This window comes from Rufibacter glacialis, assembly GCF_008271745.1.
Lineage (GTDB): Bacteria > Bacteroidota > Bacteroidia > Cytophagales > Hymenobacteraceae > Nibribacter > Nibribacter glacialis.
Genome location: NZ_VKKZ01000020.1, coordinates 680,185 through 697,071, shown reverse-complemented (window position 1 = coordinate 697,071; position 16,887 = coordinate 680,185). Strand labels below are relative to the sequence as shown.

The following is a 16,887-nucleotide window of genomic DNA, read 5'->3' as shown; positions in this document are numbered from 1 at the left end:
CCGGGGGATGTACCTTTGCCGTCTTTTTTACCAAGAAGTTGTACCATGACCGTATCTGCCCACAGAATCACCGACCCGCAGGAACAGGCCCAGGCTTTCAAGATCAGAGAGCAGGTGTTTGTCCAGGAACAGAACGTACCCGCAGAAGCCGAGTACGATGAACACGAACCCACCGCCACCCATTACCTGGCCACGGTAGACGGCCAACCCGTAGGCACCGCCCGCTGGCGCGAAACCGACAAAGGCATCAAACTGGAGCGGTTTGCCGTGTTAGCCCAATACCGCAATAAACAAGTTGGTAGCTTCCTGCTGAAGAAGATCATGGAAGACCTCACCGGCGCTTTGAAACCTGGTCAACAAGTGTACATGCACGCCCAGTTGCACGCGGTGCCGTTCTACCTTCGCCACAGTTTCTCTACTGTAGGAGATCTTTTCACTGAATGTGATATTGAGCATTACAAAATGGTGTTGAATGGCTAACGCAACGCTCACCGGCTCTATGCGCCTGGTGGGTTGCTTTCTGACAGGGATTGTCCTGTACCATTTTTTAGGCCACGGCTTTTCCTTTGCGGGAGAAGCCGTGGTTTTTTTATTGCTCCTTTTCCTGGGGCTGGGGTGGCTGGCTTTGAGGAAGCCTTTGGTGCGCTACCGCCGTTGGGCAGGGGTAGCGGGTATGGCCACGGTTATAGCGTTCTCGTTTTGCACCAGTTATCTCAAAAACACGCCGCAAACGCTGCCAGTGGCGCCGCAGAAAATCACCCATTACCGCCTCACGCTGGTGAAGGGCGTGGCGGTGAAGCCTACTTCGGTCAGTTCGGTGGGCCGGGTAGATGCAGTGTTGGCCCAAGGCAAATGGCATGCCGCCAGCGGGCAGGTAGCCGTCTTTTTCCCGAGGTCTGCGAAAACAGATACCTTGCGCTACGGGCAGGAATTGCTGGTGCAGGGTACCCTTGTGCCACCAAAACCACCGGCTAACCCCCACCAGTTTGATTACCGGCGGTACCTGGCATTGAAACACATTGCCTGGCAGGCCTATCTTCCTAACAGTACCTGGGTGCCCATGGGCTATGCTCCGCCTAGTAGGGTGGTGGCGGTAAGTTTGCAGGTGAGGAAAACGCTGGAGCAGGCCTTTCAGGAACACATCACCCCCCGGCGGGAAAAGGCCCTTGCCTATGCCCTAGTGCTGGGGGTGCAGGACGACCTCGATACTGCTATCAGGAATGCCTATGCCCGTACCGGTACCATGCATGTGCTGGCGGTCAGCGGTCTGCACGTGGCGCTGTTGTACGGGGTGCTGTTGCTTTTCCTGAAACCTTTTGGGCGGGACAAGACCAGCCGCTTGGTGGTGTTTCTGGTGACGGTGGGCGTGGTATGGTTCTACGCGTTCATGACCGGGTTGTCGGCGTCGGTGCTGCGGTCCGTATGCATGTTCTCCTTGGTAGAGGTGGGGCGGGTACTTCGCCGAAGGGCTTCGATTTTGAATACCTTGGCGGTGGTGGCGCTGGCCTTGCTGCTGTATGAGCCTAATTTTCTGTTTGATGTCGGTTTCCAGCTTTCGTTTTTAGCCGTGGCAGGAATTGTATTGCTGCAACCCCTCTTCCTGCAGATCTGGCACCCTGAGCACCGGGCGATTAAAGCGGGGTGGCAATTGCTGTCTATCTCAGTGGCGGCGCAGCTGGCTACTCTCCCCTTGAGTTTGCATTACTTCCATCAGTTTCCGGTGTATTTCTGGGTAGGCAACCTGGTGGCGGTGCCGCTATCCTCAGGCGCGCTGTACCTGGGCATTGCGTTTATGCTGTTCTTCTGGGTTCCGGGGCTCAACGTTGTCCTTGGCCGATTGCTGGAGTGGACTTTGTGGGCCATGAATGAAGGGCTGCTGTGGCTGGAGCAATGGCCGGCCTCTGTGCTGGATGGGTTCGTGATTACCCCGGGGCAAGTACTGGCCTTGTACCTGTTGATGATCTGCCTGGTGCTGTTCCTGGTGAGGAGGCAACTGCCTTGGTTGGCGGTGGCGGTTCTGTGTTTAACCTTTTTCTCTGGTACAGAGCTGGCCAAAGCCTATCACCTACGAGATTCTAGCGAGCTGGTCCTGCATAGTGTCAGAAGAAGTAGTGCCACCAGTGTGGTGCAAGGCCGCCAGGTAAATTTTCTAGCCGACTCTGCCTTTTACGCGCAGCCCCAGCTTTTCTCCTACCAGGTGCAGCCTTATTGGTGGGCAAAAGGAGTAAGGGATGAAATTCGTTTAAGGCCTGATTCTTCAGAAGTGCCGCAAAAACTAAAAGTAGCCCGTCAGCTGTTGCCAGAGGGCAACCAGTTGGTGGTATGGCAGGGCAAGAAACTTTTCTGGTTAAAACGGTTACCCAAACAGGCAGGCCAGCCGCTTCCCCTGGATGCCGTGGTGCTCCAACATAACGTCTGGGCGCCGGCAGAACGGCTACAATCCTTCACCACGGCCCGTACCATTGTCCTGGATCAAACCAATTCGCGTTGGTATACCGGCAAAAAAGCCACCGAATTGCGGGCCGCCGGCTACCGGGTCCATGTATTGGAAGAGCAGGGGGCATGGCGGCTCGTCTTATGATAACCCCTGCTAGATCGTCTGAACCCCTAACGGCTGCAAATGAGGGGGGAAGGCAAACAGGGGGGACAGGTTAGAGCATTCCTTAGTGTTTCCCGGGTTGGTCTTTTCACCTTGCCTATTTTAAGCCTCTTCTCTAAAAACAAGGTAAATAACACCTCCTTTCCTTTCTTTTGCTGAGCAAGATGCCCGTTGCTATCCTTCCGATAAGTTTCTGCCCCTAAGGATTACATATTAATTGGGGTTTAGTAAAACATTGAAAACCAATTGAATGTATAAACTATTTCCCCTCCTTTTAAACCTTTTAAAACCGAAGGGGGAAGGGTTCTGCTGTGGCAGGCTTAAGCTGAGATTTGGCTCCTCTGAAATTGCTAAAAAAAATTTAGCAATTGATTGTAACATGCTGTGTTTCAATTAGATAATTTAAGTAAAAATTAGACTTGAAATGCACTTTTACTACCACTGCTCTGTTATGAATCTGAACAGAAACTAATGAGAATGCAGACCATGACCAATCAAGTAACCAACGAAGAAAAAGTGTCTAAGAAGAGCAAAATCGAGAGCTATGATATTGCTCGCTCTGATGAGACCATGCACCTGGCTATTGATTTGGCCAAGTTCATCAAGGAGAACCGCCTTTTCCAGAACATTCAAGGCAAAGAGTACGTGAATGTGGAAGGCTGGCAATATGCTGGGTCTCGCCTGGGTATTCTACCCGTGGTAGACGAGCTGATCAACATGAGTGACAGCACCGAGATCAAGTACCTGGCCAAGGTGAACTTGTTGAATCTGCGCACAGAACAAACCGTAGGTGCTGGTTTTGCCATCTGCTCTAACAAAGAGCAAGGCCGCAAATACTACCAGGAATATGCCATTGCCTCTATGGCCCAAACCAGAGCCATTGGGAAAGCTTACCGGAACGCACTGGCCTGGATCATCAGGGCCGCCGGCTATGAGCCAACCCCTGCCGAGGAAATGGATTACCAAGGCAACGTGCAGGAGTCAAAGGTGGAGCAACAGGTGAAACCTGCCGCAGCGCCCAAGACCATGAAAGCTGTGCCGGTAGACGCCGTCGTAGAAGTAGCACCTGCACCGGCTGCTAAATCAGAAGCCCCAGTGGCAGAGGAGGCACCGGTGAAATATGCTACTGCCAAGCAGAAGGAAGAGATCATCCGGTTGCTGAACAATCCAGTGATTACGCGTCAGGAGAAAACCAAAATGCTCCTGAACATCAACAAACTTGATGAGGAACGCGCCAAGCAGTCTATTGTGAAGTTGAAAAAGGTGATTGAAGACCGCGAGCATGAGCAATCTGCCGCTGCTTAATAGGCAAAATAAAGGTGAATGTACAGAAGCCCGGCCCCATGCCGGGTTTTTTGTTTTTGGGGCTTTTTAAAAAACCATTTGGAGCCATTGCTCATTGCCTCTAATCTTCATAAAACGTTAGCTATCCCCCGTATTGATGTTACGCAGGACTGCCGGTGGTCCTGGACCACTAGAAATTAGCGCTAATTGCTTTTTAACCTGTGAGGTCTCCAAGACCTCACAGGTTTCCGCAAATCTACCTTTTCTAATAAATCCGGTTTCTAAAATCTTTCCCAACCCATCTCCGCAAGAGAAGGGCTGGGGAACGGTCCTTTTGGCGGGAGGCGTGGGATTTAGAAACCACCTATTAGCGCTTTGTCGGGGAGTAGGGATCAAAACTTCTTATCCTTCACAGGCCATCAGGTCCTGGTGGGAGCTGGATTATATCTGTCTGTTGAAGTGACTTGCCACCCGCACCCAAGTATTTCGTAATTTTGGATGATCTATGGCAGACGTACAAGACATCCTGAAGCAATATTGGGGGCATGAAGCCTTCCGGCCGGGGCAGGAGGAAATCATCACCTCGGTGCTGAAAGGGCAGGATACCCTGGCTATTTTACCAACCGGCGGCGGTAAGTCCGTGTGTTTCCAGTTGCCGGCCCTGGTGCTGGGCGGGGTTTGCGTGGTGGTGTCGCCGTTGGTGGCGCTCATGAAAGACCAGGTAGAGAACCTCCGCAAGCGCGGGCTAACGGCGGCGGCCCTGCACGCGGGGCAACCGGAACGGGAACGCGACATGATCCTGGACAACTGCGTGTTCGGTGGGGTGCAGTTCCTGTACGTGTCGCCGGAGCGGTTGCAGACCGAGCTGTTCCTGGAGCGGGTGAAGCGCATGAACGTGTGCCTGCTGGCTGTAGATGAGGCGCATTGTATCTCGCAGTGGGGCTATGACTTCCGACCGCCTTATTTAGAGATTGCCAAGCTGCGCGAGGTGCTGCCGGATGTGCCCGTGCTCGCCCTGACGGCCTCGGCCACCCAGGTAGTGAAGGAAGACATCCAGGAAAAACTGCAGTTCAAGAAGCAGGTGGTGGTGCAGCAGAGTTTCGCCCGGAAGAACCTGTCGTACTCGGTGTTGCCTACCGAGGACAAAGAAGGGCGGCTGCGCGAGATCCTGCAAAAGATGAACGGCACCGCCATTGTATACGTGCGTAACCGCCGCCGCACCGTAGAACTGGCCGACTGGCTTAATCGGCAGGGCATCAAAGCCGCTGCCTACCACGCCGGTTTGCCGCACCAGACCCGCGCCTCGGCGCAGACCGACTGGATCATGGACCGGGTCCGGGTGATCGTGGCTACCAATGCCTTCGGGATGGGGATTGACAAACCCGATGTGCGCCTGGTGGTGCACCTTGATTTGCCCGATTCGCTGGAGGCGTATTACCAGGAAGCCGGCCGGGCCGGGCGGGATGGCAAATACAGCTACGCTACGGTCTTGCTGGGTCCCGAAGACACCAGTCTGCTCCTGAAGAAGACGGAGGAAGCCTACCCCCCCGTAGAGACCCTGAAGCGGGTGTACCAAGCCCTGGCTAATTTCTACCAATTGGCCACCGGAAGCGGCGCGTTCCAATCTTTTGACTTTGATTTAGCGGAGTTCAGCCGCACCTACCAGATATCACCCATTGAAGTGCATTTCGCCCTGAAACAGTTGGAGCACGAGGGGCTTCTGCAGTTGAACGAAGGCTTTTACAGTCCGTCTAAGGTGTACTTCCTGCTCAGCAATACACAATTATATGAGTTTCAGATCCTGAACGAGAACCTGGAGGCGGTCATCAAAAGCTTGCTGCGGTTGTACGGGGGCGAGATGTTCCGGGACTTTGTGCGAATCTCTGAGAAAGGTCTGGCGAAGCATCTGTCGGTGCCGGAGGCTACCATCAAACAGCACTTACAGCACCTGCACCAGCGCAAAGTGCTGGTGTATGAGCCCCAGCATGATGGCCCGCAGGTGCAGTTCACCGCTCCCCGGTTTGACGCCGCTTCTTTGCCCGTAGACCAGAAACGGCTGAACCTCTTCCGGGAGCGGGCTCTGGAGAAAGCGCAGGCGGTAGTCGCCTACATGCAACCCGCCACCCAATGCCGCACCCTCCAGATTCTGGCCTATTTTGGCGAAATCTCCACTGCTCCTTGCCGCATCTGTGACTATTGCCTGGCCCAGAAAAAGAAAAAGAAGTTGGACGAGAACAAGCTGCACATGGAAGCCCGCGTGCTGAGCCACCTGAAAGAAACACCGCTGCACCCCAAATCCATTGCCATGCACTTCAGCTCCTCAGAGCAGGAGTTACTGGGAGACCTGTTGCAGGAGATGCTGGAGAGCGGACAGGTTAGGTATACTTCTGAAGGGAACCTAAAGCGGAAAGAGGTGTAGTGTCTTTGGGTGTAAAATTATGTTAAATATTGGATTTTGAGATTTGGTTAAGGAGGATTTGGCAGGCTCGCTTATTTCCTTTTGTCCTTTTCTTTGATGTCCTCTTCTTCTTTTGTTCTTCCCTTTTTATGCTTCTCTTTTTGTCATCCTGAAAGGATCTTGTGAGCGGACTAGAAAAGCAGTTCTGAAAGGCCATTACCGTTCGCCCACAAGATCCTTTCAGGATGACAATAGGGTAGAATAAAGGGGGGAGTAAAAAGTGGTAGTATGAGGAGAAAGTAGTGAAAAGAGGTAGTAGTGAAAGAAGGTAGCGTACTAAGGGAAGAGGTAAAAGTATGAACGATAATCCTCTACTTAAGCATGAATCCTTTTCAAAAAAATTCTTCGTATTCTCTGATGAATTCTATACTCTTATTTTTAATAAAAAGCCTATAAACAAAGAGGTAGCAGGCTGAAAACAGAAGCGGCGGCAAGAAAGATCTTGCCGCCGCTTCTGTTTAAGATAAAGCTCTGCTTAGGTAAGAGGAGTCTCTTCCATCTGCAAGGCAATGACGCCCGGCAATTGTTTGCCTTCCATGTACTCCAGCAAGGCACCGCCGCCGGTAGATACATAGGAAACGTCATGGCTGTGGCCCATCTGAGTAACCGCCGCTGCGGAATCTCCACCGCCAATCAAGGAGTAGGCACCGTGTTTAGTGGCGTCTACCACAGCTTCGGCAATGGTTTTGGTACCAATGGCAAAATTGGAAAACTCAAACACGCCCATAGGGCCGTTCCACAGGATGGTTTTAGAGTTTCGTACCACTTCCGCGAACTGCGCCCGGGTGTCAGGTCCTATGTCTAAGCCCATCCAGCCGTCAGGAATGGTGCCGCTGGGGACCACGTCAGTGTTTGCGTTATTGTCAAAGGCATCGGCAATGACAGAGTCAGTGGGAAGGTAAATCTTTACGCCTTTTTCCTCGGCCTTTTTCAATAATTCCAGGGTAAGCTGCTGCTTGTCTTCCTCCAGCAAGGAGTTGCCAATGTGGCCCCCCTGCGCCTTGGCGAAGGTGTAGCTCATGCCGCCGCCAATGATCAGGTTGTCTACGCGGTCCAGCAACTGTTCAATCACCTGGATCTTATCTGAGATCTTGGCCCCGCCCATGATGGCGGTGTAGGGGCGATCCGCGTACGCGAGTACCCGCTGGGCATTCTCCAGTTCGGCCTGCATGACAGAACCACACACTTTATCATGCGGGAAATAGTCTGCGACAATAGCGGTAGAGGCGTGGGCGCGGTGGGCGGTACCAAAGGCATCGTTCACGTACACCTCGCCCAAAAGGCTCAGCTTCTCGGCGAAGATCTGGTTGCCTTGCTCTTCCTCCTTATGGAAACGCAGGTTTTCCAGCAACAGGATTTCGCCGGGTTGCAGGTTGTTGGCCATCTCTACCGCCTGGCTGCCAATACAATCTGGGGAGAATAGGACCTGGGTCTGGAAGATGTCCTCCAAAGGTTTGATGAGGTGCTTCAACGAGTATTTTTCCTCTGGTCCGCCTTTGGGTCTGCCCAAATGCGACATGAGCACCACTGAGCCGCCCTCATTCAGGATTTTCCTGATGGTTGGCACCGCCGCCCTGATGCGGGTATCATCAGTGATCTCAAAATTGCTGTTCAGAGGCACGTTAAAATCTACGCGCACCAAGGCCCGTTTGCCCCGGAAATTGTACTGGTCAATGGTTATCATAGGCTGATTCGTTTGGTTCTGGCTATGCCGCCCGAAAATATCAGGCTGGGCAAATATAATAATTGTTCTGAGTGTTGCTCCGTGCGTTATACGCAAGCAGCGGTTTGGGGGCTATTTTCAGAAAACAGGGCTTTAAAACGGGACGGACCAAGCCTCTCGTCCAGCTTCCCCCTGCAGTCTCAGACGCTATTTATTTTTAGGAAAGGTTAGGGAGAAGGTAATGCCTATGGCGTTGGCCGAAACCGTGTGTTTGTTTTTGTGTTGGTAGTTCAGCACGGTATAGGAAAGGCCCACCGCGCTATAGGCGATCTCAAACACGGCCCCGGCACCGCTTTCAAACTGTTCGTTTTCGCCCAGGCCATCGGTATTTAAGGAAATGCCTTGGTGCGTGACAACCCCCGCGCCAAAACGCAGTTTCTCGGTAGCCATGAAATTGCCCGTTAGTTGCAGCGGAAAGCGCGTGAGGCGGATGTGGGCATTATCTGCCGCCGTAGTCACGTATTTAAAGCCCACCGTGCCGCGTAATAGAAATTTCTCGGCCTGCGGGATTTGGTATTGCGCTCCTACGGATAGGGTGACGCCATTGCCTGCCTTGATCGCCTGGGTATCGCCATTGGTGAACATAACTTCCCCTACCTTGTCACCCCCAGATTCCAAGGCCCCGGTTACCAAAAACTTGAACGGTTTGGCAGGGCTTTCGGTGGTTTGGGCGAAAGAATAGGTGAACCCTGAAAGGGCAATAAGAGAGGTGAGTAACAGTTTTTTCATGTAGTAAGAAAGGGTTAGGTTGGGTAGTCGGGTTTTTAGTGCTTTTTTGGGAGTATCAGCAAAAAAGGAACGGGTTCTTTGGATTAAAACGCTTTTTAAATGTTGCTTTCCGCTATTGGTTCAAATGTAAAGGTCTTACCTAAATATTCAATGTTTTATATATATATTTCGCAGCCATCCAAGTCGCTTTCCGACCAGAAGGTGTGGTGGGTTTTCAGGCTCATTTCCAAATACTGGGTCAAAAACAGAAACCAGCCCAATTACCGCTGTTCCGGGCCTCCCGTAAGGCCACTGCAAGAAGCCGCTAAACCACTAGCGCCGAACAACCAAAAACCAGTATCTTTGCCCTAATGAAAATTGGAATCATCTTCGGTGGACCGTCCCGGGAGCGCGAAATTTCTTTCGCCGGTGGCCGCACCGTCTTCGATAATTTAGATAAATCCCTGTTTGAGGCCGTGCCGGTGTTTGCCGACAGCCTGGGGAACTTCATCCTGCTAGACTGGCACTACATCTACAAAGGAACCATCCGCGATTTCTACCCGCCGGTAGACGTGTTGCCGGCTTCGGAACACGGGTTGCAGATGTACCTGGAAAGCCTGGGCCAACTGAGCGAGGAGGAACTGGAAGACATTGCCGCCCGCGTGGGTCGTCGCATCCATCCGCACCAGTTCAAGGGGCTGTTTGATTTCGCGTTCTTGACCCTGCACGGGCCGTACGGCGAAGATGGCAGCATCCAGGGCCTGCTGGAGTGGTACGGCATTCCGTACTCGGGCTCCGGTATTCTGCCGTCGGCCATTGGTATTGACAAGATCGCACAGAAGGCCTTGTTGCAGCAGCACGGGTTTGCCACCCCTGATTACCGCATCCTGAGTTTGCAGGAGTGGCACGCCACGCAAGACCGCGCCGGTATGCTGGATAGCCTGGTGGCGGACCTTGGGCTGCCGCTGGTGTTGAAAGCACCGCACCAAGGCTCTTCCATTGGCGTTTCCATCATCAAAGAAAAAAACCTGCAGCTGTTTGAGGAAGCCGTAGCCCGCAGCCTGTTCTCGCTCACCCTTCGCAAAAGCGACTGGAACGCCAAGAACGAGGCCCAGCAACTGAACTTCGTGAAGACCCTGACCGATATCCGCGAGGGAATCGGCTTGCCGGTACAAACCCAGGACGGTCAGTTGATCTATGCGCCGGAAGAACTGCTGAGTCTACTTTCTGCTACGTTCGCAGAAAACGGCCCTGAAACGCTCACCCTCACCAACGTGGAGAGCGAGACCCAGGTACTGATTGAAGCTTTTATCAACGGCCGCGAGTTCTCCTGCATTGTGGTACAGGACCAGCAGGGGCTGCCTATCGCCTTGCCTCCCACGGAGATCAAAAAAGGCGGCGAGGTCTTTGACTACCGTTCTAAATACCTGCCCGGCCTGAGCCGGAAGATCACGCCCATTGATTTGCCCACTGAGCAGATCCAGGAGATCAGGCAGCAGTGCGAACGCCTGTACACCAGCCTGGGCTTCAACGTATATGCGCGTCTGGACGGCTTTATCACCGAAAACGGCGAGATTTTCCTGAACGACCCCAATACCACTTCAGGTATGTTGCCGTCTTCGTTCTTCTTCCACCAGGCTGCTGAAATCGGGTTGAACCCCTCGCAGTTCCTGACCTACATTATCCGGACGTCTCTGGCGGAAAGAGTGAAATCCGGTAAAAACACCGCCTATTTGACCGGCTTGCTCAGGAAACTGGAAGCGGCCATGGCCGATGAGCGCGCCCACCGCCACGACAAATTGCGCGTGGGTGTGATCATGGGCGGGTACTCTTCTGAGCGCCACATCTCCGTAGAAAGCGGCCGGAACATCTATGAGAAACTGGCTTCTTCTACCAAATACGAGCCCATTCCTATTTTCCTGACCGGAAACGAGGAAACCCACCAGCTGTACCAGATTCCCATCAACATCATGTTGAAGGACAACGCGGATGACATCAGGGAGAAGATAGAAGCCTCTGAGGCCGGCGTGCCTACGCACCCGGTGCTGGCCCAGATCAAGGAAGCCGCTTCGGGCATCACCAATCTGTACGCGGGTAACTCGCTGCAGAAACCGCAGCGCCTCACCTATGAGCACCTGCAAAGCCTGGTAGACGCGGTCTTCATCGCGCTGCACGGCCGTCCCGGCGAAGACGGGGAACTGCAGACCGAACTGGAGAAATTCCAAATCCCGTACAACGGATCGGGCATCCAGTCCAGCCAGGTGACCATCAACAAGTTTGAGACGAACAAGATCCTGCGCGAGAACGGGGTGCACGTGGCAGAACACATGCTGGCCTTCAAGAAAGACTGGCAAGATAACCCCGCTGCTTTCTTCCAACACATTGAAGAGCGGTTCGCCTATCCGTTCATCTGCAAGCCTGCTGATGACGGTTGTTCCTCGGCGGTGAAAAAGATCAAGACCCGTGCTGAGTTAGAGGCGTTTGCGGAGCTTATTTTCAGAAACACCGTTGAAATACCCGAGAACCCGGCCCAGGTGCTCAAGCTCAGCTTCAAAGAGGAGGTACCCATGAAAGGTTATTTCCTGATTGAAAACCTCATCTCCCGCGAAGGAGCGAAGCATTTCCTGGAAATCACCGGCGGTTTGCTCACCAGCTACGGCCCCGACGGACGCACCCAGTATGAAATATTTGAGGCCTCTGAGGCGTTGGCTGAAGGAGAGGTTTTGAGCCTGGAAGAGAAGTTCCTGGCGGGGGAGGGGCAGAACATCACCCCGGCCCGTTACGCCAGAGACCAGCAGGAGCGGCAACGCATCTCAGACCAGGTAAAGCAAGACTTGAAGCGCGTGGCAGAAATCCTTCGCATTGAAGGTTACGCCCGCATTGACGCCTTTGTACGGGTACACCCAGATGACACCGTGGAGACCATCATCATTGAGGTGAACTCTCTGCCCGGTATGACCCCGGCCACGTGTATCTTCCACCAGACGGCCATCAACGGGTACAAACCCTACGATTTCATTGACCGCATCCTGCAGTTCGGCATGGAGCGCACCAAAAAAGTTACCTCTTAAGTACATGAGTAGTTTTCTGAAAGCCCAGACCCTGGGAGACGTGTTCAAGCATGTGACCATTATGGTGGCCATTGTGTTGGCGCTGCTGTTTTTGTTCTTCTTTGTGTACCTGCCCAGTACCACCAACCACGGCGAAACCATCTCGGTGCCTAACCTGGCCGGTATGTCGGTAGATGAGCTGGAGGATTTCCTGGCCGACAAGGATTTGCGTTTTTATGTGAGCGATTCCACTTATGAGCAGGGCAAAGAGCCGTTCACGGTGATCACGCAGGAACCCAAAGCTGGCGAGAAAGTGAAAGAAGGCCGTAAGATCTACGTGAGCATCAACATGAAGAACCCGCCGCTCATCAAAATGCCCAAGCTGATTGACGGGTCGGTGCAGAACGCAGAGATGATTCTGAAGAGCTATGACCTGAACCTGGGCGAGATCAAATACGTGCCAGACCTGGCGCACAACTCGGTGCTGCGTCAGTTGCTGCACGGCAAGGAGATTCAGCCAGGTGACCCAGTGGCCAAAGGTTCACGGATTGACCTGGAGGTAGGCAACGGCCTGGGCGAAACGGAACTGGATGTGCCGGCGCTGGTGGGCATGCCCATTGATGAGGCCACCATGCTAGTGACCGGCCAAGGCTTGAAATTTGGTTCCGTGATCTACATGGAAGCCCCCAACGGCGAGGCCGATGGCACCGTATTGAGACAAAGGCCTATCGCGGGTGACAGTGTCAAAACCAAGATCAGGACCGGAGAATTGATTGACATTTGGGTGGCCGGCCCTCAGCCCGTGACCCCCATCCAATAAAAGAACCTATGCGCCAACGGCTCGTCCTCTATCTGATTTTATTCTTGGGCGGATGGGCCGCTCGGGCGCAAGTCTTGACTCCCTTGAATAGCCTGCCTGTGCAGGCTATTTCTGTTCAGGCCAAAACCGGCGTGCCGGGCGCTACCCCTCAACCATTGGCGGCGGGCGATACCTTGGGCTTGCCTTTCTTTGACGATTTCGCCAAGGGCGAGGGTGGCCCTGATCCCGCCCGCTGGCGTACCCGCGGCGGCGTAGCCGTCACGAACCGCCTCGCGGCTAACCCGCCCACCATCTTCGCGGCCAGCTTTGACGGCCTGCAGGCCGATGGCCAACCCTATGGCGGCCCAAACGCCACCGGCCCCACCGACACGCTGACCTCAAAACCGCTGTCCCTGGGCAATTATCAACCCCAGGACTCGCTCTACCTGAGTTTTTACTGGCAGGCCGGAGGATTGGTAGACGCACCTGACTTTTCTTCGGCGGGCATCTATTCCCTGCAACTGGAGTTCAAGGAAGCCAACGGGACCTGGTCCACGGTCTGGTCGCAGAAAGGAACCGGCCGCAACACGGCCTTTGCCCCGGCCATGGTGGCTCTCAAAGAAAGCCGCTTCCTTTACAACGGTTTCCAGTTCCGGTGGGTCAGCAGCGGCAAGCAAAGCGGCCTGCGGGATGTCTGGCACCTGGATTACGTTTACCTGAACCGGAACCGGCGGCAGGGACAGATGCAGGTCGCAGATGTGGCCCTTACCCAACGCCTTCCCTCGCTGTTGAACCGGTACTCGGCCATGCCCATCTGGCAATTCCTGGTGAACCCCGCGGGAGAGACCCGGCCGCAGGTGGGGTCAGAAATGGCCAACCTCAGCAATATTCCGGCCGCCATCAGCTGGCGGGGCTTTGTCCGGAACCTGTCTACCGGCGCAGTAGATACTTTTCTGCGCGGAAGTGCGCCCGTGAGCGGTGGCACCAGGACTGCTCTTGCGGCGGCCCCCTCCAGTGCCTTCCTGAGCAGCCAGAGCCAACCCTTCTCCGTGCAGACTACCTTAATTCTCAATACGCGTGAGCCTGATTTCAACACCCGGTACAATGACACCCTGCGGCGCCAGACCGACCTGCAGGATTTCTACGCCTATGACGATGGCTCCGCCGAGACCGGGTTCAGCTATCCGTCGGGGACCACGGTTCAGTTGGCCTACCAATTTGACCTGAACAAACCAGACCGAATCAAGAGCGTCCGGATTTTCTTTACGGGTGCCAACACCCCCGGCACCGAACTGTTCCTGCGCCTTTGGGCAGATCAGAATGGCCAACCCGCCGACCAGCCTTTGTATGAACAGCGCTTTGTGCTGCCGGCCGCCTCAGGGTTGAACAACTGGTTAGAGATACCTCTAGAACGACAGGTAGAGGTGCAGGGCCGCTTTTATGTAGGCTACCGCCAACCCGTTGCCGCTGTCTTTGTGAATGTGGGGTTTGACCTGAACGAGAACACCAACGGCAAACTGTTCGCCATGAACGGTGCCAGTGCCTGGGGAACTGTCCCTGATCTGGGCGGGGCCCTGCAGATACGACCGGTTATGACCGGCACGCTCACCTCCTCACCGGGTGCCTTGGCTTCCCCGGAAACCTATCTGTACCCAAACCCCACCGGCACCGGAGACTTCTCCCTGAGCCAGTCCGCCGATCAGGTCCAGCTCTATTCCAGCACCGGGCAATTGCTCCAAACCTGGGCCAAGGTGCGGGAAAGACAGCCGCTTTCCGTCTCTCCAGGACTTCCGGCTGGAATTTATCTTGTGAAAACCCAAAAAGGAAACCAACTTAGAGCCGTCAAATTAATCCTTACCAGATGATTACTTCAGATATCACCGCTGCTGAACTGAAACAACGTTTAGCCAATAACGAAACCCCTATAATCCTGGATGTGCGGGAGCCTTGGGAGCACGAGGAACAGAACATTGCCAGTGCCAAGCTGATTCCTTTGGGTTCCTTGCCGGAGCGCCTGCAGGAATTGGAGGAATACAAAGACCAGGAGATTCTGGTGCACTGCCGTTCAGGCAAACGTTCTGCTACCGCCCAGGCCATCATGCAGCAAAGCGGCTTCAAAAACGTGCGCAACGTGCTGGGTGGCATGATCGCCTACAACGAAGCCCAGTAACTTAAACCAAGTAAAAGGCGGTGCGCTTTGGCAGTGTTTCTTTAAAACACCGCCAAAGCGCACCGCCTTTTAACGTTTCCTTACCTCCAACCAACCTTCCTTCACGGCTGGGGTAAGGACTAATTTCTCTTCTTTGGGGAATAGCCGTTTCAGGCCCGTTTTAAAAAAGAAGCCGTTAAACCCAGCCTTTGCTCTTTTTCACTTGGGACAAAAGAGGTCTACCGGGGAGGGAAAAGGCATTTCCTTCCATTTCATTTTATTGCCTGGTGGGGCTTTCCGTTTAACGGCTGTTTTTAACATAATTGCCGCTAAACGGAAAGCCTTAGTCCACGATAAAAGGGGCCGGACTGAAGCAAAGAATGAAGATTACCAAGGCAATCCAGCCCAGGATAAGTCTTCCTTTAGACAAGGGGGCTTCATTGGGGCTAGGCGGGTGAAACACCCCCAAGGCCCGGGACAAGACCAGCCCGAACACCAGCCAGCCGTTGTACCCCTGTACCTGGGGCCACACCACCTGCACCAGTAATTGAGCAATGAGTACCCCGGCAGCTAACCTGGTGCCCTGGCTGGGTTGGGGAAACAGGGGCCTGAACACGATGAGCAGGTACAACGCGTATCCCGCCCATTTCCACCAATCCTCCTCCAGGTTCACTTCCAAGGAAAGTAATCCCAAGCCGGCATAAAAGATGAAGATCGTGTACAGAATAGGCGATAAGCGGTTGAACCGTTCATACCCCATCATGCCATATAGGATATGCCCACCATCTAACTGGCCAATGGGCAGCAGGTTGAGCGCCGTAAAAAACAGCGACAGAAACCCGGCGAACAGGAAAGGGTAATGCACGATCTCGTAGCGGCTAGGCAAAAGGGCCTGGTCTGCCACGGTGTTTTCAAAGAGCCAAAAAAGCAGGTTCTTGCCAATGGCAAGGTCGTCTGGCCGGAAGTACACGTAGGAGGCGTAGTTCTGGCCCCACACCCGGTACTCTGGATGGATCTCATACAGGTAGTCCAGGGGCGGAAGGTGGGTGAAGCCATAGCCAAGGATTCCCAGCGCTACCACAAACCCCGCCAGCGGACCGGCAATGCCTATGTCAAAAAACTCCTTTCGGGAGTAGATCCGCTCTTTGATCCGGATGAAGGCCCCCATGGTCCCTATCCCGAACGTGATGCCCAGCCAGATGGGGATGTAGTAGGGGAGGGTCACCCGCACCCGGTAGAACCGGGCCGTCAGGTAATGCCCGAACTCGTGCGCCGTCAGGAACCCCAGGAACGGCAAGGAGAAGGCCAGTCCACCCGCCACCTGGCTCCAGGTGATGGTAGGCGGCCAGAGAAACCCCTCGTACCCGTAAAAGAAGGACCTTCCGTACCGCCATTCTGCCCCTGCCAACGTAGTGGTGGCCAGGGTGAGCAGGAACAGAAGCAGTTGCAGCGCCAGATTACGACTCATGCTCCGCCACGGCCTCCTTCAGTACCTCGTTAATGGTGAGAGGCGGGGCAAGGTGCAACGTTTGAAGGCCTACCGATTGGGCGCCCACAATGTGTTGGATGCTGTCGTCAATGAACAGGGTCTCCTGGGCGTTTAGGCCGTTTTCCTGTAAAATGTGCTCAAAAACCTCAGCCCCTGGCTTCCGCTTGCGCACCAGATGGCTGTAATAGGCTTTTTCAAAAAGACCGTCTAAACCGGGAATGCCGTGCGCTTGCTCTACAATCTGGTTGAAGGCCTTCATGTGGATGGCGTTGGTGTTGCTCAACAAAAACAACCGGTATTGCTTGGAAAGGGCGCGCAGTAAGGCGATCCGTTCGGCGGGAATGTCCAGGAGCATGGTGTTCCATGCCTCGTCAATCTGCTCATCGGTGGCGGTGATTCTGTACTCCTGACGCAATCCGTCTCTAAATTCCGCGCAGGAAATGTCGCCCCGCTCATAAAGGTCAAACAGTTCTGATTGAGCCTTTTGGCTGAAGTCTACTTCGGTTGACTGGGCCGCGAAGGCGCGGAGGGCGTCTGTGCTTTTGGCATAATCAATGTTGATGATGACCCCACCCAGGTCAAAAATGATATTCTTAACAGAAGAAAAGTCCACGATAATCAGGGTTTG

12 protein-coding genes are annotated in these 16,887 nt (G+C 54.1%); 8 read left to right on the top strand and 4 right to left on the bottom strand.

All coding sequences use genetic code 11. From position 1 onward, the window contains the following. Positions 1-45: 45 nt before the first annotated feature. The 4 genes from FOE74_RS11165 (at position 46) to FOE74_RS11150 (ending at position 6,302) form a co-directional block, all read left to right on the top strand. Entirely contained in the window at positions 46-480 is a 435-nt protein-coding gene (locus tag FOE74_RS11165; protein WP_149098670.1) for a GNAT family N-acetyltransferase, read from the top strand. After that, positions 473-2,581: a ComEC/Rec2 family competence protein gene (locus FOE74_RS11160; RefSeq protein WP_149098669.1), complete on the top strand. Its 2,109-nt coding sequence runs from the start codon at positions 473-475 to the stop codon at positions 2,579-2,581. The genes FOE74_RS11165 and FOE74_RS11160 overlap by 8 nt, the downstream gene beginning before the upstream one ends. A gap of 504 nt (positions 2,582-3,085) precedes the next feature. Beyond that, a complete protein-coding gene (locus FOE74_RS11155) occupies positions 3,086-3,904 on the top strand; it encodes a hypothetical protein (RefSeq protein ID WP_149098668.1) in 819 nt (272 codons plus the stop codon). A 484-nt stretch (positions 3,905-4,388) separates the two neighbouring features. Beyond that, positions 4,389-6,302 (top strand): RecQ family ATP-dependent DNA helicase, encoded by a 1,914-nt coding sequence (locus tag FOE74_RS11150; protein WP_149098667.1) that lies wholly within the window; start codon positions 4,389-4,391, stop codon positions 6,300-6,302. Between the two features lie 514 nt (positions 6,303-6,816). Here FOE74_RS11150 and FOE74_RS11145 read toward each other — a convergent pair. Beyond that, positions 6,817-8,025 (bottom strand): phosphoglycerate kinase, encoded by a 1,209-nt coding sequence (locus FOE74_RS11145; RefSeq protein ID WP_149098666.1) that lies wholly within the window; start codon positions 8,023-8,025, stop codon positions 6,817-6,819. A 186-nt stretch (positions 8,026-8,211) separates the two neighbouring features. Then, positions 8,212-8,793 carry a hypothetical protein gene (locus FOE74_RS11140; RefSeq protein ID WP_225840773.1) on the bottom strand — a complete coding sequence of 194 codons (582 nt, stop codon included), beginning with the start codon at positions 8,791-8,793 and terminating at the stop codon, positions 8,212-8,214. Between the two features lie 350 nt (positions 8,794-9,143). Between FOE74_RS11140 and FOE74_RS11135 the strand changes: the two genes are divergently transcribed. From FOE74_RS11135 to FOE74_RS11120, 4 genes are read left to right on the top strand one after another with little or no spacing between them, the layout of a single operon-like run. After that, the gene (locus FOE74_RS11135) at positions 9,144-11,843 is read left to right on the top strand and encodes a D-alanine--D-alanine ligase family protein (protein ID WP_149098665.1); all 2,700 of its coding nucleotides are present in this window, start codon (positions 9,144-9,146) and stop codon (positions 11,841-11,843) included. A gap of 4 nt (positions 11,844-11,847) precedes the next feature. Continuing rightward, positions 11,848-12,642: a PASTA domain-containing protein gene (locus FOE74_RS11130; protein ID WP_149098664.1), complete on the top strand. Its 795-nt coding sequence runs from the start codon at positions 11,848-11,850 to the stop codon at positions 12,640-12,642. 8 nt (positions 12,643-12,650) lie between these two features. Beyond that, positions 12,651-14,486, top strand: coding sequence for a T9SS type A sorting domain-containing protein (locus tag FOE74_RS11125; RefSeq protein WP_149098663.1), 1,836 nt, complete (start codon positions 12,651-12,653; stop codon positions 14,484-14,486). Next, positions 14,483-14,791: a rhodanese-like domain-containing protein gene (locus tag FOE74_RS11120; RefSeq protein ID WP_149098662.1), complete on the top strand. Its 309-nt coding sequence runs from the start codon at positions 14,483-14,485 to the stop codon at positions 14,789-14,791. The genes FOE74_RS11125 and FOE74_RS11120 overlap by 4 nt, the downstream gene beginning before the upstream one ends. Before the next feature lie 322 nt (positions 14,792-15,113). On the opposite strand, the gene FOE74_RS11115 is transcribed toward FOE74_RS11120, so the two are convergent. After that, positions 15,114-16,238, bottom strand: a complete 1,125-nt coding sequence (locus FOE74_RS11115) for a site-2 protease family protein (protein ID WP_149098661.1) — start codon at positions 16,236-16,238, stop codon at positions 15,114-15,116. After that, on the bottom strand, positions 16,228-16,872 hold the full coding sequence (locus tag FOE74_RS11110; RefSeq protein WP_149098660.1) for an HAD family hydrolase: 645 nt from the start codon (positions 16,870-16,872) through the stop codon (positions 16,228-16,230). The genes FOE74_RS11115 and FOE74_RS11110 overlap by 11 nt, the downstream gene beginning before the upstream one ends. Positions 16,873-16,887 lie beyond the last annotated feature (15 nt).